Below are 21,942 nucleotides of genomic sequence, written 5' to 3'. Positions count from 1 at the left end.
TCTCCCAACGGATGCCGCTCAGGCATCCCGCTCCATGATCCACTGCACAGCAGGATCAGCCTGGAAACGCCAGTTGCGGCGTGGCCCGGCCATGACGTTGAGGTAATACATCTCAAACCCGTAGGGCGCCCCGCAGGGATGATGCCCGCGCGGGACCAGCACGACGTCGCCATCCGAGACCGCCATCGTCTCGTCGAGCGTGCCGTCCTCGGTATAGACGCGCTGGATGCCGAAGCCCTGCACCGGGTTGAGGCGGTGGTAATAGGTCTCTTCGAGATAGGTGATGCGCGGGAAATCATCCTCGTCATGGCGGTGACTTGGATAGGACGACCAGTGACCCGCTGGCGTGAAGACCTCGGTCACCAGAAGGCTGTCGCAGTAATCCTCCGCCTCCATCGCGATATTGTTGATGTAGCGCGTGTTGGTGCCCTTTCCGCGCTCGGTCAGGCTGATCCCGTCGGGGCCGATGCGGCGCGCCTCATGCCCGCCTTTGCCCGGCGCGAGGCAGACCGCGATCGTGCAATCCGTCTCTGCCACGGCCTCCCAGTCCTGATCGTTCGGGACATAAAGGCAATGGGGCGGCGTCTTCTCGAACACATCCATCCGCTCGCCCAATACCCCCCAATCCCGCCCGGCGGCGTTAATCGCGGCCTTGCCCTCAACCATCACGAGGATCGCCTCGTTAGAACCGGTCGCCTCCGCCGCACTCTCGCCCGCCCGCAGCCGATAGAGCGAGAAGCCGACATAGCGCCAGCCCGCCGATTGCGGGGTGATCTCGTGGACTTTACCATGAGTGCCAAAGGGTTTGCGCAGCAGATCGGTCATTTGTCTTCTCTCGGCTTGAAGGTCACGAAAAGACGATAGGCGGCATACCCGCCCATCGCGAGGAACAGGATCGCGAAACCCGGCTCTCCAGCGACGAGTTCGAACAGCCCCCAGCCAAGGGCCACCCCCACCACCAGCAGCCGCTTCCACAGCGGGCGGAACCAGGGCGTGTCGAAATCGAGGAAGCGATCACGGGCCATGCGCTCAGGCCTGTTCGGTGGCGATCAGCCCCGCCTTGACGGCGGCTGACTTGAGGGTTTTGAGCCCCAGAGATTGATACTCGAACGGGTTGCGCTGATCGGGATCCTGCTCGGCCTCGATCACGATCCATCCGTCATAGCCAGCCTCGTTGAGGATCGAGAGCAGCGGCGCGAAATCGATCCCTCCTTCGTTATCGCCGGGGACGGTGAAGACGCCGCCGCGCACCCCGTCCATGAAGGACATGCCTTCCTCGCGCACTTTACGCATAACTTCGGGGCGAACATTCTTGGCGTGGAAATGGCGCACGCGGTCGACGTATTTGCGCAGTATCGGAGCCGGATCGATCCCGTCGCCGCCGAAATAGCAATGCCCCGCATCGAACAGCAGCTTCGTCGCAGGGCCGGTCGCCGCCATGAACGCGTCGATCTCAGCAGGCGTCTCGACGACGGTGCCCATGTGGTGGTGATAGACCAGATCAATGCCCTGCCCGGCGGTGAACGCCGCCAGTTCCTCGACCTTGGCACCAAATTCGGCCATTTCGGCGGCGCTCAGAACCGCCTTCTCGCTCAGCGGCACGTCCTGCCCCTGCACCGAATTCGACGTCTCGCAGGCAATACAGACCTTGCAGCCATTATGCTTTAGCTTGTCGAGATGCGGCTGGATCGCGGCCTTCTCCGCCTCCACCGATTGCGCCAGCAGGTTGAGCGAATACCACCCCGAGACGAAATCCAGCCCATAGCCGCTGAGCAATTTCTTGAGCGCTTCGGGATCATCCTGCGGCCAGCGATGGCCATTCTCGATCCCCTCGAAACCGATCTCAGCGGCTTCGCGCAGGATCTGTTCGGTCGGGATATGCGCGCCCAGGGACTGGTCGTCGTCATTGGCCCAGGCGATCGGGTTCGTGCCGAAACGGATCATGGTTCAACTCCTCGAAGGGGGATACCCCTTCCTCTTGGTTCAAATATCCCGGGGGCTCGCGTCCGCGAGCGGGGGGCAGAGCCCCCTTCCCGGTCTCAGTCAATCCTCAGTTCACCAGCCGCGCGTTTGCGATCTGGGTCAGGTATTCTTCGAAGCGGTCGCGCTGCTTCTGGCGGTCCGAGACCTCGGGCACCGCCACGTCCCAGAAGAAGCCGTGTTCGCCCGCCGTGGTCTCGAGCCCGGTGCCGGGGAAGTCCTTGGCCACCGTGTCGATCACGATGACTGTCGGGATGTCACGCTCCCGCGCGGCTTTCACTTCCGCTTCCAGTTGGTCGGTATTGGCCGCCTTCACCGCATGCGCGCCCATCGATGCTGCATGCGCGACGTAGTCGATCTCCGGCTGTGCCTCGACATTGCAATCGACATACATGTTGTTGAAGGGCTCGCCGCCGCAGCCCATCGTCTGCAGCCGGTTGATGCAACCATAGCCGCGGTTGTCGGTCAGGATCACCGTAAAGGGCACGCGGCGCATCACCGCCGTTGCAAGCTCCGAATTCGCCATCATGTAGGAGCCGTCGCCCACGAAGCAGAGCACCTCGCGTTCGGGCCGCGCGAGCTTGAGGCCCATCGCGCCCGCCACCTCGTAGCCCATGCAGGAATAGCCGTATTCCATGTGATAGCCCCCCTGAGAGGGCTTCCACAGCAGCTTCAGCGCACCGGGCATCGTGCCCGCCGCACACATCGCGACCGCATCTTTGCCGGTCGCGCGCTGCACCGCGCCGATCACCTGACCGTCGGTGGGCAGCGCCGCCTGATCCCCGGGACGCGCGCAATAGGCGTCGACCGCGCGCAGCCAGTCCTCGCGGGCCTCCGCATCGGGGGCCGCGGCCTGATAATCGCCAAGTGCGGCGCTGAGCTGCTCGAGCGCGACCTTGGCGTCGGCCACGAGGCTTTCGGCCCCGTGCTTGGCCGCGTCATAGCCGTGGATGTTGATCGAAACGAGCTTCGCCCCTTCCCCGAACAGCGTTCGCGAGCCGGTGGTGAAATCTTGGAACCGCGTGCCGACCCCGATCACGAGATCGGCGTTTTGCAAGGCGGCATTGGCCGCCGCCGATCCATCGACGCCCGAGGCCCCGAAACTCATCGGATGGCTCTGCGCGAGGCTCGACTTGCCCGCCTGCGTTTCGGCTACCGCGATCTGGTGCTTCGACGCGAACTCCGCGAGCGCGTCTTCGGCTTGGCTATAGACCACACCGCCCCCCGCGATGATCACCGGGTTCTTCGCCGCCTTCACCATCTCCGCGACCCGCGCGAGTTCCCCCGCATCGGGTGCCGGACGGCGAATACGCCAAACGCGCGGCGCGAAGAACTCGACCGGGTAATCGTAAGCCTCGGCCTGCGTGTCCTGACAAAAGGCCAGAACGGCGGGGCCGCAATTGGCCGGATCGGTCATCACCCGCAGCGCCCGCGGCAGCGCGGAGAGGATATGCTCAGGCCGCGAGATCCTATCGTAATAGCGCGAGACCGGGCGGAAGCAGTCATTCGCGCTGACGGTGCCGTCGTCGAAATCCTCGACCTGCTGCAGCACCGGATCGGGACGGCGCGTGGCAAACACGTCACCCGCCACGATCAGCACCGGCAGCCGGTTCACATGCGCCAGCGCCGCAGCCGTCACGAGGTTGGTCGATCCCGGCCCGATGCTTGACGTCACCGCATGCGCCCGCGTGCGCTTCTTGCCCTTGGCATAGGCGATCGCTGCATGGCCCATCGTCTGCTCGTTCTGCCCGCGCCAGGTCGGGAAGACCTCCTTGTAGGCATGCAGAGCCTCACCGATCCCGGCCACGTTGCCATGGCCGAAGATCGCCCACATCCCTTCGATGAACCGCTCGCCATCCTCGGTCATCTGCACCGAGAGCCACTTCACCATCGCCTGCGCGGCGGTCAGCCGGATCGTCTCGCTCATCTCTCTCATCCTCTCTGGGGCCACTTCCTCTTGGCCCAAATATCTCGGGGGGCTCCCGCCAGGGAGCGGGGGCAGAGCCCCCTCTCCATTTCGTTCTGCGCGCCTCCGCGCGCGGGGGCAGAGCCCCCTCCCCGCTCACACCTCAAGCAGCCTTGGCCGCCTTCGCACGTGCTCCGTCCCAGATCCCGCAGAGCCGCGTGTAGCGGCGCGCCATCTCGGCCACGGCCTCGGCATCAGTCAGCTCACCGGCCATCCAGGCCCGCGCCACGTCGCCGAAGATCGTCCGGCCGACCGCGAAGCCCTTGACCAGATCGAAACTCGCCGCGACCTCGAAGCTGGCGGCCAGCTCGGCCTCGGGCGCATCCAAGCCCAGCACCACGATTCCGCGGGTGTGCTTGTCGTATTCCTCGATGGCGGCCACGGCCTTGGCCCATCCGGCCGCGTCCGCCATCGGTTCCAGCTTCCACCAATCCGGGTAGACGCCGATCTCGTAGAATTGCCGGATCAGGGTCGCGGTGGTGTCGGCATCGACCGGTCCCACCTTGGACGGAATGACCTCGAGCAGGAATTCCAGCCCGTTCCTGCGCGCCGCGGTAAAGAGGCGCTTGACGGTAGCCTCCTGAGTGGCGCGGGTCTCGGCATCGTCGTCGGGGTGGCAGAAGCACAGGACCTTCACCACCTCCTCGCGCGCCCACTGGGTCAGACCGCCGCAATCGGGGCCAAGCTGCGGCTCCAGTTCCAGCGGGCGGCTCCCGGGCCATTCCGCAGGCCTCCCGATCCAGAGGCCCGAGCCGGAGGCCGCATGCAACGCCGCGCGCCCGATCCGGTCGTCGCACAGAATACCGTAGCCCGGACGGCCGTCCTGCACTTGGGTTGCCGCCGAAAGGCACAGCTCCTTGAACGCCCCACCCTTCTCGAGCGTGTAACCCGGCATCTCTTCGAGCTGCATCCGGTGATCGAAGGCGAAGACCCGGTAATCCGGCCAGTCGGGCAGCGAGCGCGTGTGGCGGTTGGTCGACCAGTGGATCTGCTCCAGCTCCGCATCGTTGCGCAGATCGGGCTGCTTCACGCCGCGTTTGAGGAAGAATTCCAGCTCGCTCAGCGACGGATAGGCGGGCGTGCAGCCATGGCGCGAGACCGCGAAGGCCCCGCAGGCATTGGCGTATTCCAGCGCCTTCGGCCAGCTCTCGCCATCGAGCCAGCCCTTCATCAGCCCCGAGAAGAACCCGTCGCCCGCGCCCAGCACGTTGAACACCTCGATCGGGAAGCCCGGGCCGGTCTGGCCGTCATCGAGCCTGTCCGGAATATCGCCCTCGAAAGCCACCGCGCCGGCGGCCCCGCGTTTGCAGACCAGCGTAGCATTCGAGACTTTGCGCACCGCACGCAGCGCCGTAATCGTGTCGGTCGAGCCGCCCGCGATGTGGAACTCCTCTTCCGTGCCCACGATCAGATCGAAATGGTGCAGCACGTCCTGCAGCTTGGCCGTGACCTCGGCGCTTTCCACAAAACGGCTCTCGCCCTCGCCATGGCCCGCCACGCCCCAGAGGTTCGGGCGGTAGTCGATATCGAGCGCAGTCTTCGCCCCATGCTTGCGGGCCAGTTCCAGCGCCTTCAGGACAGCCGCCCGCGTGCGCGGATGCGACAGATGCGTGCCGGTCGCGAGCACGCTCCGCGTCTGCGCGATCAGCGCCTCGTCGATATCCTCCTCGCTCAGCGCCATATCCGCGCAGTTCTCGCGATAGAAGATCAGCGGGAACTGCTCTTCATCACGGATGCCGAGGATCACCAGCGCGGTCAGCCGCTCCGGGTCCGTCTTCACGCCGGTCACATCCACCCCTTCGCGCAGCAACTGCTCGCGGATGAAGCGGCCCATATGCTCGTCGCCGACGCGAGTGATCAGCCCGGACTTCAGCCCCAGCCGCGCCGTCCCGCAGGCGATGTTCGTCGGAGACCCGCCGATATACTTCTCGAACGAGCCCATATCCTCCAGACGCCCGCCAATCTGCGCGCCATACAAATCCACGCCGGCCCGGCCAATCGTGATCACGTCGAGGTTTTTCATGCCATATCTCCGATCCGGATCGGGGCACCGTTGGAGCGCGCCATTGCGTGGATCACCGTCTCGATCTCCAGACCGGCGGCGAAATCGGGACCGGCATTCGAGCCACTCGCGATGGCCGCGCACAGGTCACGCGCCTCGATCACTTTCTGTTCGTTGAAGCCAAAATTGTGCCCCGGCGCGGGGCAGAAGGCGGCGAAGTCGGGCTGCTCGGGACCGGTGAGGTGACGTGTGAAGCCCGCCTCTCCAGCGCGGTGCAGCCACAGTTCGTTCATATTCTCCTGATCGAAGACCAACGTGCCGTCCGAGCCATGAATCTCCCATTGCAGGCGACATTTGCGGCCCCGCGCGACCCGCGACGTGGCGAAGGAGCCCTGCGCGCCGCTGGCAAACCGGATCAGCGCCATCGCGCTGTCCTCGTTCTCGACCGGTTTCGGCCCATCGGGGGAGCCGCGCTCTGGGATCGCGATCTGCGTCATCGCGGTCAGTTCCTCAACCGGGCCCATAAGCGCGACCATTTGCGACACGAGGTGGCAGCCCAGATCGCCCAGGGCGCCCAGACCACCAGCCTCGCGCGTCATCCGCCATGACCACGGGAGGCGCGGGTCGGCGGAATAGTCTTCGTCGTAGACTCCGCGGAAGGCACGCGGCGTGCCGATCGCGCCTTCGGCGATCAGCTTGCGCGCCATCTGGAAGGCGGGCGAACGCAGGTAGTTGTAACCGAGGATCGTGACCTGTCCGGGATGCTCAGTAGCAAGCGCCGCCATCGCCCGCGCATCCTCCAACGTCAGCGCCATCGGCTTTTCGAGCCAGACATGCTTGCCTGCACGCAGCGCGGCTTCCGCCATCGGGCGGTGCAGACCGTTGGGCGCTGTAATCGAGACCACGTCGACCGCCGGGTCGGTGCAGCTCGCCTGCCAATCGTCGCTTCCGCGTGCGAAGCCGAACTGCTCGGAGAACGCCCGGGCTTTGTCGGAGGGCGTGTCGCAGAGGACCTCCAACCGGGGATGCGCACCGCCGAACACGGTCGCGAGGTTGCGCCACGCCATTGCGTGACATTTCCCCATGAAGCCGGTCCCGATCAGGGCCACGCCAAGCGGAGTTTCGGGCATCTGAAGCGCCATGTCAGCCTCGGTTTCTGAAGTCATTGTCACTCGTGGCAGGGGCATGCCGCGCCCCTGCCCGCCTGTCAGATTGTGCCGCCGAGCGAACCTTCGAGCTGCGCCATCTCCTGACCGCCCGCCATCATGTCCTGCAACTCGTTGGGTGTGATCTCACCGCGATTCGCGGTGCCCAGCGTCTGGCCGCGATTGAGCACGGTGAAGCGGTCGCCCACCGCCATCGCGTGACGCACGTTGTGACTGATGAAGACGACGCCCACGCCCTGCTTGCGCACCTTGTCGATCGTGGCGAGCACGTTCGAGGTCTGGCGCACGCCGAGCGCCGAGGTCGGCTCGTCGAGGATCAACACCTTCGCCCCGAAATAGACCGCGCGGGCGATGGCCACCGTTTGGCGCTCGCCGCCCGAGAGCGTGCCCACCGCCTGATCGGGACCACGCAGGTTGATGCCCATGTTGCGCATCTCTTCGACGCAGACTTCATTGGCGTGCTTCACATCGAAGCGCTTGAACGGACCCGAGCCTTTCGTGGGTTCGCGGCCCATGAAGAAGTTGCGCGTCACGCTCATCAGCGGGATCATCGCAAGGTCCTGGAAGACCGTGGCGATCCCGGCTTCCATCGCGTCGCGCGGGCTCGAGAAGTTCATCGGCTTGTCTTCGAAGAGTATTTCGCCTTCTGTCGGCTTATGCACGCCGGACATCGTTTTGATGAAGGTCGATTTGCCCGCGCCGTTATCGCCCAGAAGACAGTGACACTCGCCGGGGCGGATGTCGAAGCTGACGCCCGCCAGCGCGATCACGTTGCCGAAATGCTTCTTAATGCCGCGCATCTCGAGGATCGGTTTCGTGTCGGCGGCGACGGCGCCGTGATGGAATGCGGTTTCGAGTTCCATATCAGCGTTCCCCCGTCACGCGCTTGCGGATCACGTTGTTGAAGATCACGGCTAGCAGCAGCATCCCCCCCAAGAAGACCTGGAACCAGTCCTGATCGATAGAGGTGTAGGTCAGACCGATCACAACCATGCCGAAGATGATCGCACCGAAGAAGGCGCCGATGGCCGACCCGTAGCCCCCGGTCAGCAGCGAGCCCCCGATCACCGCGGCGATGATTGCCTCGAATTCCTTCTGGAAGCCGCGTCGTGCATCGGTGGAGCCTGCGTCGATCACCGTCATGATAGCGACCAGGGCGGCGCAGCAGGCGGTCACGACGAAGAGCGTCGTCTTCACCCGGTTGACCGGCACGCCCGAATTGGAGGCGGCGGTCTTGTCGCCGCCTGCGGCGAAAATCCAGTTGCCCGCAGGGGTTCGCAGCAGGATCCAGGTCGCGAAAAGTGCGATCGCGATGAACCAAAGGATCTCGACCGGGATGCCCGGCACTTTGGGCGCGCCGGATTTGAACCGGTCGATCCAGCCCCATTCGGCGAGCTTCGCGAAGAGACCCGTAAACGCGTCGCCCGAGAAGAACGGCGCCAACCAGTCGTCGCCCACCGCTTCGCGCACGCCGCGCAGCTGGGTCGATCCGCCGGTGAGATACTTCAGACCGACGAGCGACAGGCCCCGCAGGATGAAGAGGAATGCCAGCGTCACGATGAAGGACGGCAAGCCGGTGCGGATCACCAACTGACCGTTCACCACGCCCATCAGCCCCGCGAAGATCAGAGTTCCGGGAATAGCGACGATGAGCGGCAGACCGAGATTGACCACCAACGCGCCGAAAATCATTCCCGCGAACGCGACCATCGAACCGATTGAGAGGTCGAACTCGCCTCCGATCATCAAAAGCGACGCGCCGATGGCGAGAATGCCGAGTTGTGCGGCGGGCGTCAGGAAGTTCATGATCCCGGAGAGGGTGAACATCGAACCGTTGGCGGTGAAGAGAAAGAAGATCGTTACGAGAACGAGCCCGGCGATCGCGCCCAGCTCAGGCCGCTTCATCAAGCGCGCGAGCAGTGACTCCTCGCGAACGCGCTCGTCGGTGACCGTAGTGTCGGCTGGCATTTTGCCCTCCCTGAAAATGCTGCTCCGTGGCGCTGTTGTCCCGCGATAGCTCGCGACGGCGCCGGTGGGATGCGCACGTATTCTTGGAGCGCGCATCCCCTTGTCTGTCATCCGATGCGGATCAGCGGATGCCCTTGGCTGACAGGTCAACCACCTGGGCGGCCTTGTTCTTGGTGATAAGGTTCGGACCCGAGGCGACGTCCGAGGCCGGGATCAGGCCGTATTTCGCATAGAGCGCGAGGAACGAAACCGGTAGGTAGCCCTGGAGGTATTGCTGCTGGTCGATCGCGAAAGCCGCGTCGCCATCTTCAACCGCCTTCAGGAAGCCGGGCGACATGTCGAAGCTCGCCACCTTGATCTGGCCGCCGCCCTTGCCGAGCGCCTTCACAGCCGCCACCGAGGGCTCGCCTGCGGTCGCCGCGCCGAGTGCCATCACCGTGTCGATAGAAGGATCGGAATCGAGCGCTGCGCGCACCTTGGCTTCGATATCGGTCGGGTCATTGGTAGTCGGCAGAACGGTCGAGTCACCGAAGCCTTCCGCAAAGCCCTTACAACGCAGGTCGAGCGAGACGTTACCGACCTCCTGGTTGACGCAGATCGCTTTGGTGCCGCCCATTTCCTTGAGCTTCTCACCCGCACGCTTACCCGCGTCTTCCTCGTCCTGCCCCACATGCAGCAGGGCGCCGAGCGATTTCGACACGTCCGAGCCCGAGTTCATCGAGATCACCGGAATACCCGCTTCGACCGCGCGTTTAATAGACGGCCCGAGAGCGTCCGCATCAGGAATCGAGACGACGAGCCCGTCCGGCTCCTGGTTCACGGCGGCGTCGATCAGCTGGCTCATCGCGACCATGTCGAAGGTTTCGGGCGAGCGGTATTCGACATTCACGCCGGTATCCTTCGCCGCCTGTTCGACGCCGTTCTTCACAACGGACCAGAACGGGTCATTGGCCTGCCCGTGCGAGACCACGACGATATCCGTCGCGAAAGCCGGTGCAGCGAAGGCAACCGTAGTGGCCGCGACTGCAGCACGCAGAAACTGTTTCATTTATTCCTCCCAGACTCTTTCTGTTTGTCACCGCACCACGACCCTCCATGTCGCTTCCGATGCGGCCTGACCGATCCCTTCGGCCTTTGAACCACAGGCACCTCCTCGCGCCTGCGATCTCCGTCCACTCCGAGGCCGAGCCTCAAAGCGTCGCCAGATCGACGGCTTTCCCCGTCTTGGCGGATTTGGTTGCGGCCTCGGCCATCGCGAGCGCGGCCACGCCGTCCTCGAGCGTCACCGGCATCGGGCGGCCTTCAGCCAGAGCAGTGACGAACACGTCCCATTCCGCGGCATAGGCGGGCATGTAACGTTCGAGGAAGAAATAGGTGGGCTTCGCCGAGGAGACCCCGGCCACGGTCGACTTCGAGACGGTGTTCTCCAGCATGTTCGCCGCGCTCAGCAGCCCTTCCGAACCCAGAATCTCGACCCGCTGATCGTAGCCGTAGACGGCCCGGCGCGAGTTCTTGATGACTGCAATGCGTCCGTCTGCGTAGGTTAGCGTGACCACGGCGGTATCCACGTCGCCCGCCCTTCCGATCGCCGGATCGACGATGGACGAACCGACGGCGCGAACGCTGACCGGCGCACTGTCCATGATGAAATTCGTCATGTCGAAATCATGGATCATCATGTCGCGGAACAGACCGCCCGAGACCTTGATGTAGGAAACTGGCGGCGGCGCCGGGTCGAAGGACGTGACCGAGAGAAGCTCGGGCTTGCCGATCTCACCGGCCTGCAGGGCTGCGCGCAACGCACCAAAGTTCGGGTCGAAGCGACGGTTGAACCCGATCATCACCGGCTGGCCGGTTTTCGACACGACTTCCAGGCAGGCCTTCGCCCGCTCCAACGACAGATCGACGGGTTTTTCGCACAGCACCGCCTTGCCCGCCGCAGTCGCCTTTTCGATCAGATCCGAATGCGTATCGGTCGAGGTCGCGACGAGAACCGCGTCGATCTCCGGGTCGGCGATGATCTCCTCCGAACTCGCCACATTGGCCCCGAATTTCGCAGCAAGTGCCCGCGCAGCCTCCGCGTTCACGTCCGAGACCGCAACGAGCGTGCTGCCCGAATGTCCGGCAATATTGACCGCATGCACCTGACCGATACGGCCGGCGCCGAGCAATCCGATTTTCAGCATCCATTCCTCCCAGAACCGGTCCGATTCGACCGACGATTGGCGTTAACATCAGACTTTTTGCACGCGCGTGCAATAATTTTTTGCACGCGCGTGCAAAACCGACTCCGTTGACGCTCATTTCTGTGTGTATGCTTGCGTGAAAGCTGATAGGTCAGTTTGGGAGGAGAGCCCGATGACCGAAGTCCGAAGACCAAATTTCGAAAACAACATCACCGCCGATGATGTCGCGGAAGCCGCCGGCGTGTCGCGCTGGACGGTGAATCGCGCCTTCAAGAAGGACGCTTCGATCTCGCCTAAAACGCGCACCAAGGTAATGGAGGCCGCGAACAAACTCGGTTACGTGCCCGATCTGCGCGCCGCCGCTCTGGCCTCGGACCGTTCTAATCTCGTTGCGCTTCTGGTCGATGACTTCGCCAACCCCCACAAGTTGGTAATGATGGAGCGCCTGACGCGCATCCTGCGCAAGCATGGCTGGGATACGCTTCTCGTGAACACGCTCGATCGCGACGATGCGGGACATGCGATCCTGAATGCCAGCCAACGCCGCGTCGATGCCGCGATCCTGATCGGGATCCAGTTCGATGACGACGTGCTCGAGACCGCGCTGCATGCCCGGCGCTTCCACAAGCTGATCATTTTCGCGCGCACCTCTCGCCACCCGGACACGATCTCGATCGCGGTCGACGATGCCTTGGCGATGCAGGAGATCACCGCCTATGTCGCCGAACGTGGCTATCGCCGCCCCTTGTTCCTTGCAGGTCCGCGCACCTACTCCGCGCATTTGCTGCGCAAGGAAACCTTTTTGGGCTGCTGGGAGCGGCGGTTCGGAACAATTCCTGAATTCGCCGAAGTGCCCGCCTATGATCCGATACTCGCCGAGCAAGTCGTAACCCGAATGCTCACGGATCGCCCACGCGACGAGATGCCCGATATTCTCGTCTGTGAAAACGACGCGCTCGCGATCGGAGCGATCGACGTAATCCGCCACAAACTCGGACTGCGCATCCCCGAGGATATCGCGGTGACGGGCTTCGATGACGTGCCCCAATGCCAGAGCCCGAATTACGCGCTAACGACCTATCGTCAGCCATTGACGGAGATGGCCGAATATCTCGTCGAAGTGCTCGAAAGCAGCGAAGATCGCGACTTCGACCGCGCGTTCAAGGGCACACTTGTCCCTCGCGCAAGCGCCTGATGCAGCGAAGCCCGGTCCATCGATCGACTGAAGAATTGGTCGTGGGGGCGAAAAGCGCCTTGAGCGGGCGTAACTACTTCTTCTTTCCGCGATTAAAGATCTTCCATAGCCCCCAAAACACTGAATAGCCCCGCGTTTTTTAGACGCCTTCGTGTCTCAGTTTCTGCTGCCGTTCAAAGTCGACGGGCGACAGCATTCCGTTCCGGGCGTGCTTGCGCTTTGGATTGTAGAACATCTCGATGTAGTCGAACACATCCTGCCTGGCTTCTTCGCGGGATCGGTAGGTCCGTCGTCTGATCCGCTCACGCTTCAGCAGGTTAAAGAAGCTCTCGGCGACCGCGTTGTCATGGCAGTTTCCGCGGCGGCTCATCGAGTGCTCCAAATTGTGGGCCCGAAGGAACGCTGCCCAGTCCATGCTGGTGAATTGGCTGCCCTGGTCCGAATGGATCAGAACCTTTTCCCTGGGCTTTCTCCGCCATGTCGCCATGAGCAGCGCTCGCAGGACAACTTCGGTCGTCTGGCGGCTTTGCATCGCCCATCCGACGACACGACGCGAGAAGAGATCGATGACAACGGCAAGATAGACGAAGCCTTCCTGCGTGCGGATAGCCTTGGAGGCAATTGAGAACGTTGGAGAATACCGCGCCCTTCCGGAGTTCGATTGCCGAAAGTGCAGCGCGCTACCCGCTCCAAGCTTCCCTGACCTGTAGAATTCCGAATTCCGACGATAATCTCGCCAGAAGGTCAGGGCCGCTGCCGGTGTCTTTCCCTCAAACGAGCCACTCGGCGACGAGCGTCAGGCTGGCATGGAAGATCGCTTGCCTTTGGTCGTCTCGGACGGTGACCGAGATCGCATACGGGTCGTCATTGGGGAGGACGTCCTTGGCAATAAGTGTGAGTGCGGCGATGGCCTCTCGCCGTGCGGCCTCCCGGTCCTCCAATTCCAGCCCGGTGCTATCGCGAACACTCATCCGCCCGTCGTCAGTGTCGAAAAAGAATAATTCCATCAAACAATTCCTTCACTCATGCGCTTATGACGTCGAACCCTCGTCAAGATGAAGGTAATCGGGATCGAACTCGGAAAATTCGATCATCCTCTCGAAGTCTGTAACCACGATCCTTCGCCCCTGGAGCGACACCAGCCCCGCGTCCCGAAGGCTCGCCATGACCCGTTGGGCGTGCACGTGAGAGATGCCGAGAATGTCGGCCAGTTCTTCCTGCGTCAGCGGCAACATGCTCCCGAGCGAGAGGCCGACCGCCTTCAGTCGGAAATGCATCTCGCACAGCAAATGCGCCATCTGCCGATCCGATCTTCGTTTGCCCATGTTCACGAGCCATTCGCGCAGAATCGCCTCGTCGACGAGCGTCGCCCACCAGAGCGAGCGCTGGATTCTCGGGTAGTTCTCCAAGAGATCGTCGACCGTGCTACGGGGAATGTCGACGATTTTGCATTGGGTGAGTGTGCCGATGCTGTGATCCATCCGCTTCAGGATCGAGATATGAAGATCGCAGAAATCGCCGGGCAAAAGCAGCGCGACGATCGCCCTGCGCCCGTCCGGCATCAGCTTGTAGCGACACGCGATGCCCTCGATCACGAGGCGCACGGCATCGGGACTCTCGCCCTGCCGGATCACATCCGTTCTGGGCCCGAGGTCGTAGGCCTCCTTGGTCACGGCCGTCAGCCGGTCGCAATCGTCTTCGGCCAGAAAGCCTCCGTGCTTCAGTTTCCTAGTGAGGATTTCCGCCATCATGGCTCCTTGCCCTATCTCGCGGACCCGCGGGAAATTCGACCGTGAGCACCGTTCCGCCATTGTCGCCTGCGGTCCAGCGGGCGCTCCCGCCGATCTCCGAAGCAAGGTCTCGAATGAGTTCGCACCCTTGGCTTTTCGTCAAATTCGCATCGTCGGGCATACCATCGCCGTCATCGGAGACACACAGCCGCCCAGCGCCCGCAGACGACAGGGTCACCTCGATGTCGATATGGCCGTTGACGTTCATCGCCGCCGGATACGCATGCTGGATGCAGTTGGTGACGGCTTCCTGCAGGATGAGCGCGATCGCCCCGGTGCATTGGCGCGACAGGCCGGAGAGATCGTCCCGCCGCACCGAGATCTCGATGCTGTGCGGCAATGCGATCTGCCGCCAAAGCTGCTCGACCCCGTCCAGATATCGATGCAGCCCCCCGTCTTCGGCGATCGAGAGACCGGTCTGAAGCTGCGAGACCGTCAATATCTGGTCGAGGACAAGCGCGAGGCGCGAGCGCGCTTCGGGGGTCTCGGCCTCTCTGAGTTGGCGGCGGGTGTGTGCCGACAGAAGCTGGAAGCTATTGGCCATCCGGTGCCGGATTTCCGCGACGCGATCGGCCTCGACGCTCTCGTGGGATATCTGTGTCACGTCACTGCCTTTCCGAGCCATTTCCTGATGCATCGACGCTGAATTCATGGGGCGCGGCTGTCTCGAACAATTGTTGGGTTAAGCCCATTACACGCTCACGCCTTTGTGGGCGGGCGGAGGCTTGCCGACGCGAATGGGGCAACGCGGCGGGTTGCGCTCAATCCGAAGGCTCCAGGAACAAGTTGCTGCCCACTTTGTTCCAACGGCCGTTCGCCGGGATCGACCCGCTGACGACGCGCAACAGCGCAACAGCAACGCATGACGCGGGCCGCATTCGGCCCGGACGGAGGGTTCAGCAATCACTTTCTTTCGGAGTCTTTCAGCCGCCGGTTTCGCGGCGACCGCAATCAGCTACGGCCCCGGCCGCATGGGGTTCGGCCTCTTCGTGCCCCAATTCTCGTCCACATTCTCGATGTCACCCTCCGCGGTGGGCACGGTGTCCAGCATCGGCTTCGTGGGGTTCTTCCTCGGCCTGCTCGTCGCCCAGTTCTTCCTGAACCGCCGGGGACCGGAATTCCCGGTCCTGACCGGATTGAGCGCGGCGACCGCCGGGATGGCGATTGTCGCACTTGCTCCGACTGTCGGCGTTCTGGCGCTCGGCATCTTCCTCGCGACTTCGAGCGCCGGCTTTGCCTGGACCCCGTTCAACGACGCGGTGCACCGCAAGGTCAGCGACGTGGACCGCCCGACCGCGCTGTCGCAGGTCAGCACGGGCACCAGCGTGGGGATCATGGGGGCAGGCGCTTTGGCCCTGGCAATGGTCGTGATGGAGTTCGACTGGCGGATCTGCTGGTCGGTCTTCGCCGGGGCGAGCGCTCTGGCACTTATTGGCAACTGGGCGGCTCTGCGCCAGGTGGACAAGGCCCCCGAGGAGGCCCCCGATCGGAGTTGGGGCGACCTTCTCAATCGGTGCGCGCTGCCCCTTTTCTCCATCGCCTTCGTGTTCGGCATCACCTCCGCCGTCTACGTCTCCTTCGCGGCAGACCGCTTCGCGCAGGCGGAGTATCCCGGGCTTCCCGAAGACGCGACGCCGTCCGTCCTCTTCCTCTTTTTCGGCTTCTTCGGGCTGAGCGGTCTCTTCACGAAGCGGGCGCGGGATGCGGTCGGTCTGAGCCTGCTGGTGCGTATCCTTCTTGTGGTCGCAGCTGTATCGCTTGTTTTCGCAGCGCTCGAGCCCGGAAATTGGGTCGCGCTCGTCGCTTCCGCCGCCCTGCAGGGGATCAACGTGATGATGACGAGCGCGGTGCTCGCCTTCTGGTCCGAACGTCTATTCTCGTCCTTCCCCGCGCTCGGCTTTACGGCGACGCTTCTGGCGACCGCTGCGGGCAGCGTGATCGGCCCGGCGATCGCAGGCATGGTCGCCGGGAGCTTCGGGCCCGCCGCGATGTTCTGCGGAACGGCGGCGATCCCGCTCCTCGCCGCCTTGTCGTTGCGCGCGAGGTTCGTCGTGGAACGGCCCGCGAGGATGGTGGCGACCTGAGAGGGAAGGCGCGCTGCCACCCCTGCCCCGCGCAATCGCGGCGCGCTGCGTTCCGCAGCAGGCAGGAACATATCGCGCCAGCTCCTGTTCCCGGCTCAGACCACGCTGCTTTGCGCGGTTGCCAAACACGAGAGGAGAAGCTCATGTCACGGCACTATGACGATATGACCGAAGAAGAGGCCCGCCGTGCCCTGTCGCGGCGGCGGCACCCAGAAGAAGGCGACCCGGAAGACCGCAGATCTCGGCTCGAACAGTTCGGCTATCCAGCGGCGCCGATGGCTGGAGGCTATGCGTGGCCATTCCTCCCGCCCGTCTATGGCGGAGCACCTTACGATCCGGACCCCTATTGGCGGGCGAGACCCGCGCAGCGGCGCGGCGCAGGACGTGAAGCGCACGGCGGACGGAGCTTCATGGACCGGGCCGGCGACGAGGTCGCTTCATGGCTGGGGGACGAAGACGCAGAAGAGCGTCGGGAAGAGGATCATCGCGGGCGCGGCCCGAAGGGTTACCGGCGCTCGGATGCCCGGATCGAGGAAGATGTTCACGACCGGCTCACCGACGATCGGCTGGTGGACGCGCGCGAGATAACCGTCAGCGTCGCGGATCAGGAGATCACGCTGGATGGCTACGTGGACTCCCGCCGCGCCAAACGCCGGGCCGAAGATTGCGCCGACAGCGTCTCCGGCGTCACCCATGTGCAGAACAATCTGCGTGTCCGGACTGCGGAGTGACGCTGTCGCAACAACGAAACGCAAAGCGCAGCGGCGCAGTCGGGCGCCGCTGCGCCACACCCCGGAATGGCCGGGTGCGCCATCGGTGTGAAGCCTCGCCATGGATTGCGCTTATCCGACGGAGGCATCCGCCAAATATAAACCGGTTTGCCTCGACCGCCGTAAAAGGCATAAGGAGGCAAGGCATGGAAAAAGAGCACGACAAAAAGCCTCCAGGCGAGGATTTGGATGAAGCGCTCCGGCAGCAGGCAGGCGAGGTCTGGAACAAGGACGTTCCCGAACGCCTCGTGTCGCTGGCACGACGCTTGGGCAAACGCCTCGATGAACGCGACAAGCCCGAGTAATCGGCGCGATCCGCGGCGACCTAGGGTTCAACTCTAATCTTCGAGGGGATCGTTCGGCGCGCGGGCTTCGAGGTCTTCGACCACCATCGCGCGTGCGCGGTTGGCGCGGCTCTTCACCGTTCCCATCTCGATACCGAATAGATTTGCCGCATCCTGGTAACTTTCCCCCAGCATCACGACGACGATCAGAACCTCGCGGTAATGACGCGGCAGGCGTTCGACGGCACGCATCAGCTCGCCGCCCCGCACCGACCAATCCTGCGTGGCCGGCGTCGACAAGGTGGTCGAGACGCAATCCTTCTTGCCTGTCGTCGAGCGTTTCGATTTCGCGATGTTGTTGAGGAAGGTATTGCGCATGATCGTCATCAGCCACGCGCGCAGGTTGGTCCCGGATTGAAAGCTGTCGACCTTGTCGATCGCCTTGACCAACGTGTCCTGAACCAGGTCGTCCACGTCCTCGTGCCGCTTGGTCAGCGCCCAAGCATAGGAGCGCAGCGCCGGTATGAGTTCGATAATGTCGCGTTCCTTGCTCACGCCAACCTGTCCTTCTCGTTGAGGACTCAATGAAACGCGAGGGGGCGAAGTTCCTGCCGAGCGAAGTGTGAGCAGCGACCCGCTGAGACGTTGGCGGCAATGCGGCTCCCTCTAGCTGGAAAAGTCTGGTTCAAAATGTGCTCGGGCCTAAGCGGCGAAAACGCAGGAAGTTCCGACAGAAAGCCAGAATAAGTCCCGCGCGAACGTCGGGGACAGCGGTTGTCCGGTCCGACCGGCAATCGAGCGCTGTGCGGTGACGCGGTTGCAGAAAGGTCAGCTTCGCGGCTTGCTGTCATACCCCAAGGGCCGCGCAAGCAGGAACCGAACAGGTCAGCCGTTTGTTGATTTCCTGAACCAGACAGGAGACACGCCATGAAATACGGATGGAGACTTCTTTTCATTCCGCTCTGGGTGCTCTGCATTGCCGGAGCCGTTGTGACCGCCTTTCTCGCATTCGACTGGATGAACTGGCAGGCCTTCGTCGTGGCAGGCCTGATCGGTCTGCTGGCGGGCGTTCCGGCGGGCCTTTGGAACACATTCAAGGTCAGACGGGAGGACCCGGACTGGAACCGGTCGCCCTCGCGCAGCGGCATCACCTGAGCCAGCTTCGCGCCCCTGCCGGATGGCGTTGGCGCGTTCGCCGGTTTCGGCTTTGACGCAAGGCAAATCCAGTTGCTCCATGCGACAGGCCCGTCGCCCACCCGAGGACCAAGGAAGACGTTCGATGACGAACAAGGAAGATATAGAATACGTGGATGGCAAGGCACGTTCAGGGTCGGCGGAAGCCAGCCAGCTACGCGAGACCATCGACAAAGGCGGCGCGGGTGACAAGGTGGGGTTCAGCGACCCCGCCGCCGCGCCTCTCGGCACCGATGACGAGGCGGCCGGCACACCTCCGAGCCCCGATCAGGTACGTATGGCACAGCGTCTGGAGGGTCGCCGGTCCGAGGCGGAGGTCGAAAAGCAGACCCCGGCCGAACGCAACAGCGGGATCAGCAAGTGGACCGCCGTCGCGATCGCCGTCGCGGTCCTTGTCGTCCTCGTGGTGACCTGGATGTGGATCGGCTGACTCGCCCGATCCGCCCGGATTCCGCGCAGTCCGTCGGCGCTGCCGAGGGCCGGGCCCTCAAGACCAGAGAAAATGCAGCGCGCTACCGATCGCGCCACCGACCACGGCCGATATCCCGGCAACGAAAGTGAGGCGCCTCTCATGCGCGCGGCGGCGTTCATCTGCCTGTCGATGAATTTCCATGCGCGCGATCCAGACTTCGTGGGGATGTGCTTCCGCGCCGAGCGACGAACTGAGGTAGAGATCTGCGAGCGGAAACCCCTTCACGCGCTCAACTGCGATTTTCACATCCTCGGCCCGGTTCATGTCCAAGCCCGTCAGGGCCGTCTCGACCATTCTATGGGACACGGCCGGGTCGGCCTGCTCCCCCTCCAAATGAGTCTCCATCTGCAAAGCCTTCCATCATCAAAGCCCCAGCAAGCCGCCTGCCGCAATTTTAGGCAACGCGTAAAATTGTATCCCTGACAATCGCTCACCGAAGAAGGCCCCCATTTCCCGCGGGGGAAAATGCGGCTGCGACATGCGCCCTGAGCTCTATTGAACCTTTTTTGGGAAACCGAAGCGGCGAACGCGGGTTGGCTCTGCATAGGCAGGGGATCTCGAAGATCCCCTGACGTAACGCGGCACGCAAGGACACGCTCCGATCGATCACCATGAGTCAGGAGGCACACGCGTGGAACATGCGACGTTCGACCCGGGCCGGATCGGCCACGTTTCCCGCGCGGCCGGGTTTACGCTCGGGCTCCCCGTCCCTCGTGAGCGCAAAAGCGAGGCCGATGCGCTCCGCTCCGTGAGCGGAGGCGGGTGACGCCATGGTGCTTGCAGGTCGCATTTCCGACTTCATCCGGCAGACGATGGCCGGAGGGCCAGACTGGCTCGGGCCCGCAGTCGTGCTTCTGGGCGCGCTCCTGCTGTCCTTGCTGCTGCATTGGCTGCTTTTCCGCGCCCTTAGGCGCTGGGTGGACGCGGGCAGCGGCATGGCGGGCTCGGCGCTGCGACAGGCAAAGAGACCGATGCGGCTGGCATTTCTGCTCGCGGCATTGGCGATCGCGGTGCCGCGCACCGACCTGCCGTGGCGGTTGCAGGACGTATTGGGGCACATATTCCTGATCCTCCTGATCGTGCTGATCGGCTGGACCTCTATCCTGCTGACCCGAAACCTGAGCGACCGGGTGATCCGTCGCCAGCGGATGGACCTCGATGACAACCTTGCCGCGCGCAAACTGGTGACGCAGTTTCGTGTCCTGCGGCGCACCGCGACGATCCTGCTGACCATCTTTACCGTCATGGGCGTGCTGCTGACCTTCGAGACCGTACAGAAATACGGCGTCAGCCTGTTCGCTTCGGCGGGCGCGGCGGGCCTGATACTCGGGCTCGCGGCGCGCCCGGTTCTGGCCAACCTGATCGCGGGCATCCAGATCGCGATCACTCAGCCGATCCGGCTGGAGGACGTGGTGATCGTCGACGGCGAATGGGGCTGGATCGAAGAGATCTTCGCCACTTACGTTATCGTGCGGATCTGGGACTGGAGACGCATGGTGGTGCCGCTGAGCTATTTCATCGAACAACCGTTCCAGAACTGGACCCGCGAAAGCGCGTCGATCATCGGCGCCGTGCACTGGTATCTCGACTACACCGTGCCCGTGACCGAAGTGCGCGAAAAGCTCGAAGAGATCGTCCGCGAGTCGCCGCATTGGGACGGCCAGGTGATCAACCTTCAGGTCACCGATGCCGACAAGGACACGATTGCGCTGCGCGGTTTGATGAGCGCACGCACCTCGCCGCAGGCTTGGGACCTGCGCTGCGAAGTGCGCGAGAAGCTGATCGCGTGGCTGCAGGAAGCCTACCCCGAGGCGCTCCCGAGGCTGCGCGCGGAACTCCTTTCTTCCCCCGCTGACACCGGCGCGTCGCCGGCCTGATCCGCGACCGACCACAGGAGAGCTGCCATGGATGACCACATGAACATTTCGACCTTCGCGCTGCTTGGCGGCGCGCATGTTCATCTGCCGGACCACCTGCAGCAGATGAAGGCGCGCGGCTTTCGTGTCGGCTACGTGCATGATCGCGATCCGGACCGCCGCGACCGGCTTTGCGCCGAGCTTGACGCAAAGCCCCTCGCGACGCTCGACGCCCTTCAGGGGCTGCAAACGGCGGGCGCAGTCGTCTGCAGCGAGACAGCCCACCATGCCACCGATATCGGAGCGGCGCTGTCTGCGGGGCTGCCGGTCTTTTCGGAGAAGCCGCTCGCCGGTAGCGCCCGCGACGCCGAGGCCGTGGCGCAGCACTCCGCGAAGGCCGAAGCGATACTGCACACTGCGTATTTCTTCCGAACCGTGCCCGCCCTGCGCAAGGCGAAGGGTTGGGTCTCCGAGGGGCGGCTGGGCGAGGCACGATCGGCGAGAATGCTCTTCAATCACGACGGCGGCTACGCGGACTGGCTGGATCTCGACAGTTGGATGACCGACCCGGAGCTCGCCTGCTACGACGGGTTCGTCGACGAGGCGGTGCACGCGATCGACGCCTTGCAGTGGATACTCGGGCCGATCCGCGAGGGACATGCGGCCACCGGCAACGCGCTGGGGTGGCCCTTGAACGATCACGGTGCCGCAATCCTGCGCTTTGCGAGCGGCGCCACCGGCGTCGTCGAAGCGGGCTGGACCGACACCCGGACGCGGCTCGAACTGGACCTCGTGGGCGATGCTGGTGCGATTTCACTCAAGGAAGGCGAGATGACGCTGACCCCGCGCGGGGCCGAGAGCCCGACCGAGCGCATGGTGCTCGATCCGCTCGACGCGGGCACCGGAATCCTGCCTTTCCTGAGCGCGCTCGAAGGCCGTGCCGCACCGGGGCTGGTCTCGGCCGGCGAGGCGGCGCGCGTCAACCGGGTGCTGGACGATCTCGGGCTTCGGCTCAACTGAACACGCGAA

At 63.7% G+C, this 21,942-nt stretch carries 23 protein-coding genes and 1 pseudogene; 8 read left to right on the top strand and 16 right to left on the bottom strand.

The window, feature by feature from the left end; translation table 11 throughout:
* Nucleotides 1-18: 18 nt before the first annotated feature.
* The 10 genes from iolB to iolG form a co-directional block, all read right to left on the bottom strand.
* Nucleotides 19-825, bottom strand: a complete 807-nt coding sequence (gene iolB, locus DEM26_RS14905) for a 5-deoxy-glucuronate isomerase (protein ID WP_109172747.1) — start codon at nucleotides 823-825, stop codon at nucleotides 19-21.
* Complete coding sequence (locus tag DEM26_RS14900; RefSeq protein WP_109172746.1) at nucleotides 822-1,025, bottom strand: hypothetical protein; 204 nt, start codon at nucleotides 1,023-1,025, stop codon at nucleotides 822-824. The genes iolB and DEM26_RS14900 overlap by 4 nt, the downstream gene beginning before the upstream one ends.
* A 4-nt stretch (nucleotides 1,026-1,029) precedes the next feature.
* Nucleotides 1,030-1,944, bottom strand: coding sequence for a myo-inosose-2 dehydratase (gene iolE, locus DEM26_RS14895; RefSeq protein ID WP_109172745.1), 915 nt, complete (start codon nucleotides 1,942-1,944; stop codon nucleotides 1,030-1,032).
* A 106-nt stretch (nucleotides 1,945-2,050) separates the two neighbouring features.
* On the bottom strand, nucleotides 2,051-3,907 hold the full coding sequence (gene iolD, locus DEM26_RS14890) for a 3D-(3,5/4)-trihydroxycyclohexane-1,2-dione acylhydrolase (decyclizing) (RefSeq protein ID WP_109172744.1): 1,857 nt from the start codon (nucleotides 3,905-3,907) through the stop codon (nucleotides 2,051-2,053).
* A gap of 142 nt (nucleotides 3,908-4,049) precedes the next feature.
* A complete protein-coding gene (locus tag DEM26_RS14885) occupies nucleotides 4,050-5,969 on the bottom strand; it encodes a bifunctional 5-dehydro-2-deoxygluconokinase/5-dehydro-2-deoxyphosphogluconate aldolase (RefSeq protein ID WP_109172743.1) in 1,920 nt (639 codons plus the stop codon).
* A complete protein-coding gene (locus tag DEM26_RS14880) occupies nucleotides 5,966-7,114 on the bottom strand; it encodes a Gfo/Idh/MocA family protein (RefSeq protein WP_233243132.1) in 1,149 nt (382 codons plus the stop codon). Before DEM26_RS14880 ends, DEM26_RS14885 begins: the two co-directional genes overlap by 4 nt.
* Before the next feature lie 41 nt (nucleotides 7,115-7,155).
* The gene (locus DEM26_RS14875) at nucleotides 7,156-7,977 is read right to left on the bottom strand and encodes an ATP-binding cassette domain-containing protein (RefSeq protein WP_088720244.1); all 822 of its coding nucleotides are present in this window, start codon (nucleotides 7,975-7,977) and stop codon (nucleotides 7,156-7,158) included.
* A 1-nt stretch (nucleotide 7,978) separates the two neighbouring features.
* The gene (locus tag DEM26_RS14870; RefSeq protein ID WP_088720243.1) at nucleotides 7,979-9,082 is read right to left on the bottom strand and encodes an ABC transporter permease; all 1,104 of its coding nucleotides are present in this window, start codon (nucleotides 9,080-9,082) and stop codon (nucleotides 7,979-7,981) included.
* 121 nt (nucleotides 9,083-9,203) lie between these two features.
* Entirely contained in the window at nucleotides 9,204-10,130 is a 927-nt protein-coding gene (locus DEM26_RS14865) for a sugar ABC transporter substrate-binding protein (protein WP_109172742.1), read from the bottom strand.
* A 142-nt stretch (nucleotides 10,131-10,272) separates the two neighbouring features.
* A complete protein-coding gene (iolG, locus tag DEM26_RS14860; RefSeq protein ID WP_109172741.1) occupies nucleotides 10,273-11,268 on the bottom strand; it encodes an inositol 2-dehydrogenase in 996 nt (331 codons plus the stop codon).
* A 172-nt stretch (nucleotides 11,269-11,440) separates the two neighbouring features.
* On the opposite strand from iolG, the gene DEM26_RS14855 reads away from it, so the two are divergent.
* Nucleotides 11,441-12,463: a LacI family DNA-binding transcriptional regulator gene (locus tag DEM26_RS14855; RefSeq protein ID WP_088720240.1), complete on the top strand. Its 1,023-nt coding sequence runs from the start codon at nucleotides 11,441-11,443 to the stop codon at nucleotides 12,461-12,463.
* Between the two features lie 139 nt (nucleotides 12,464-12,602).
* Here the strand turns inward: DEM26_RS14855 and DEM26_RS14850 are convergent.
* From DEM26_RS14850 to DEM26_RS14835, 4 genes and pseudogenes are all read right to left on the bottom strand, one after another.
* Nucleotides 12,603-13,070 (bottom strand): annotated as a pseudogene (locus DEM26_RS14850) (IS3 family transposase); the annotation flags it as partial.
* 163 nt (nucleotides 13,071-13,233) lie between these two features.
* Nucleotides 13,234-13,470: a DUF6894 family protein gene (locus DEM26_RS14845; RefSeq protein WP_109172740.1), complete on the bottom strand. Its 237-nt coding sequence runs from the start codon at nucleotides 13,468-13,470 to the stop codon at nucleotides 13,234-13,236.
* Nucleotides 13,471-13,494: 24 nt separating this feature from the next.
* Nucleotides 13,495-14,211: a Crp/Fnr family transcriptional regulator gene (locus DEM26_RS14840; protein ID WP_109172739.1), complete on the bottom strand. Its 717-nt coding sequence runs from the start codon at nucleotides 14,209-14,211 to the stop codon at nucleotides 13,495-13,497.
* Nucleotides 14,192-14,857 (bottom strand): sensor histidine kinase, encoded by a 666-nt coding sequence (locus DEM26_RS14835; RefSeq protein ID WP_158275132.1) that lies wholly within the window; start codon nucleotides 14,855-14,857, stop codon nucleotides 14,192-14,194. Before DEM26_RS14835 ends, DEM26_RS14840 begins: the two co-directional genes overlap by 20 nt.
* A gap of 298 nt (nucleotides 14,858-15,155) precedes the next feature.
* On the opposite strand from DEM26_RS14835, the gene DEM26_RS14830 reads away from it, so the two are divergent.
* The 3 genes from DEM26_RS14830 to DEM26_RS20410 all read left to right on the top strand — a co-directional run bounded on the left by DEM26_RS14830 (nucleotide 15,156) and on the right by DEM26_RS20410 (nucleotide 17,412).
* Nucleotides 15,156-16,337: an MFS transporter gene (locus DEM26_RS14830; protein WP_109172737.1), complete on the top strand. Its 1,182-nt coding sequence runs from the start codon at nucleotides 15,156-15,158 to the stop codon at nucleotides 16,335-16,337.
* Nucleotides 16,338-16,480: 143 nt separating this feature from the next.
* Nucleotides 16,481-17,068 carry a BON domain-containing protein gene (locus DEM26_RS14825; RefSeq protein WP_109172736.1) on the top strand — a complete coding sequence of 196 codons (588 nt, stop codon included), beginning with the start codon at nucleotides 16,481-16,483 and terminating at the stop codon, nucleotides 17,066-17,068.
* Nucleotides 17,069-17,253: 185 nt separating this feature from the next.
* Entirely contained in the window at nucleotides 17,254-17,412 is a 159-nt protein-coding gene (locus tag DEM26_RS20410) for a hypothetical protein (RefSeq protein WP_157771597.1), read from the top strand.
* 33 nt (nucleotides 17,413-17,445) lie between these two features.
* On the opposite strand, the gene DEM26_RS14820 is transcribed toward DEM26_RS20410, so the two are convergent.
* On the bottom strand, nucleotides 17,446-17,946 hold the full coding sequence (locus DEM26_RS14820; RefSeq protein ID WP_233243130.1) for a sigma-70 family RNA polymerase sigma factor: 501 nt from the start codon (nucleotides 17,944-17,946) through the stop codon (nucleotides 17,446-17,448).
* Between the two features lie 372 nt (nucleotides 17,947-18,318).
* Here DEM26_RS14820 and DEM26_RS14815 point away from each other — a divergent pair, with 372 nt between their 5' ends.
* Entirely contained in the window at nucleotides 18,319-18,546 is a 228-nt protein-coding gene (locus DEM26_RS14815; RefSeq protein WP_109172735.1) for a hypothetical protein, read from the top strand.
* A 124-nt stretch (nucleotides 18,547-18,670) separates the two neighbouring features.
* A complete protein-coding gene (locus tag DEM26_RS20595) occupies nucleotides 18,671-19,015 on the top strand; it encodes a hypothetical protein (RefSeq protein ID WP_199224674.1) in 345 nt (114 codons plus the stop codon).
* Between the two features lie 57 nt (nucleotides 19,016-19,072).
* Here the strand turns inward: DEM26_RS20595 and DEM26_RS14805 are convergent, their stop codons facing one another.
* Nucleotides 19,073-19,390, bottom strand: a complete 318-nt coding sequence (locus DEM26_RS14805; protein ID WP_146194469.1) for a hypothetical protein — start codon at nucleotides 19,388-19,390, stop codon at nucleotides 19,073-19,075.
* Between the two features lie 437 nt (nucleotides 19,391-19,827).
* Between DEM26_RS14805 and DEM26_RS14800 the strand changes: the two genes are divergently transcribed.
* Together DEM26_RS14800 and DEM26_RS14795 are read left to right on the top strand one after the other, a co-directional pair.
* The gene (locus DEM26_RS14800) at nucleotides 19,828-20,934 is read left to right on the top strand and encodes a mechanosensitive ion channel family protein (RefSeq protein WP_109172734.1); all 1,107 of its coding nucleotides are present in this window, start codon (nucleotides 19,828-19,830) and stop codon (nucleotides 20,932-20,934) included.
* 27 nt (nucleotides 20,935-20,961) lie between these two features.
* Nucleotides 20,962-21,933 carry a Gfo/Idh/MocA family protein gene (locus tag DEM26_RS14795; RefSeq protein ID WP_109172733.1) on the top strand — a complete coding sequence of 324 codons (972 nt, stop codon included), beginning with the start codon at nucleotides 20,962-20,964 and terminating at the stop codon, nucleotides 21,931-21,933.
* Nucleotides 21,934-21,942 lie beyond the last annotated feature (9 nt).

It is taken from the genome of Thioclava sp. NG1 (assembly GCF_003122275.1).
GTDB classification, from domain to species: domain Bacteria; phylum Pseudomonadota; class Alphaproteobacteria; order Rhodobacterales; family Rhodobacteraceae; genus Thioclava; species Thioclava nitratireducens.
The sequence above is the reverse complement of the archived record's forward strand: the minus strand, read 5'-3'. Positions and strand labels throughout refer to the sequence as shown.

What these genes read in the sequence shown, in the direction of transcription:
- iolB (WP_109172747.1), bottom strand. Translation starts at nt 825, where the DNA reads ATGACCGATCTGCTGCGCAAACCCTTTGGCACTCATGGTAAAGTCCAC.
- DEM26_RS14900 (WP_109172746.1), bottom strand. Translation starts at nt 1,025, where the DNA reads ATGGCCCGTGATCGCTTCCTCGATTTCGACACGCCCTGGTTCCGCCCG.
- iolE (WP_109172745.1), bottom strand. Translation starts at nt 1,944, where the DNA reads ATGATCCGTTTCGGCACGAACCCGATCGCCTGGGCCAATGACGACGAC.
- iolD (WP_109172744.1), bottom strand. Translation starts at nt 3,907, where the DNA reads ATGAGCGAGACGATCCGGCTGACCGCCGCGCAGGCGATGGTGAAGTGG.
- DEM26_RS14885 (WP_109172743.1), bottom strand. Translation starts at nt 5,969, where the DNA reads ATGAAAAACCTCGACGTGATCACGATTGGCCGGGCCGGCGTGGATTTG.
- DEM26_RS14880 (WP_233243132.1), bottom strand. Translation starts at nt 7,114, where the DNA reads ATGACTTCAGAAACCGAGGCTGACATGGCGCTTCAGATGCCCGAAACT.
- DEM26_RS14875 (WP_088720244.1), bottom strand. Translation starts at nt 7,977, where the DNA reads ATGGAACTCGAAACCGCATTCCATCACGGCGCCGTCGCCGCCGACACG.
- DEM26_RS14870 (WP_088720243.1), bottom strand. Translation starts at nt 9,082, where the DNA reads ATGCCAGCCGACACTACGGTCACCGACGAGCGCGTTCGCGAGGAGTCA.
- DEM26_RS14865 (WP_109172742.1), bottom strand. Translation starts at nt 10,130, where the DNA reads ATGAAACAGTTTCTGCGTGCTGCAGTCGCGGCCACTACGGTTGCCTTC.
- iolG (WP_109172741.1), bottom strand. Translation starts at nt 11,268, where the DNA reads ATGCTGAAAATCGGATTGCTCGGCGCCGGCCGTATCGGTCAGGTGCAT.
- DEM26_RS14855 (WP_088720240.1), top strand. Translation starts at nt 11,441, where the DNA reads ATGACCGAAGTCCGAAGACCAAATTTCGAAAACAACATCACCGCCGAT.
- DEM26_RS14845 (WP_109172740.1), bottom strand. Translation starts at nt 13,470, where the DNA reads ATGGAATTATTCTTTTTCGACACTGACGACGGGCGGATGAGTGTTCGC.
- DEM26_RS14840 (WP_109172739.1), bottom strand. Translation starts at nt 14,211, where the DNA reads ATGGCGGAAATCCTCACTAGGAAACTGAAGCACGGAGGCTTTCTGGCC.
- DEM26_RS14825 (WP_109172736.1), top strand. Translation starts at nt 16,481, where the DNA reads ATGTCACGGCACTATGACGATATGACCGAAGAAGAGGCCCGCCGTGCC.
- DEM26_RS20410 (WP_157771597.1), top strand. Translation starts at nt 17,254, where the DNA reads ATGGAAAAAGAGCACGACAAAAAGCCTCCAGGCGAGGATTTGGATGAA.
- DEM26_RS14815 (WP_109172735.1), top strand. Translation starts at nt 18,319, where the DNA reads ATGAAATACGGATGGAGACTTCTTTTCATTCCGCTCTGGGTGCTCTGC.
- DEM26_RS20595 (WP_199224674.1), top strand. Translation starts at nt 18,671, where the DNA reads ATGACGAACAAGGAAGATATAGAATACGTGGATGGCAAGGCACGTTCA.
- DEM26_RS14800 (WP_109172734.1), top strand. Translation starts at nt 19,828, where the DNA reads ATGGTGCTTGCAGGTCGCATTTCCGACTTCATCCGGCAGACGATGGCC.
- DEM26_RS14795 (WP_109172733.1), top strand. Translation starts at nt 20,962, where the DNA reads ATGGATGACCACATGAACATTTCGACCTTCGCGCTGCTTGGCGGCGCG.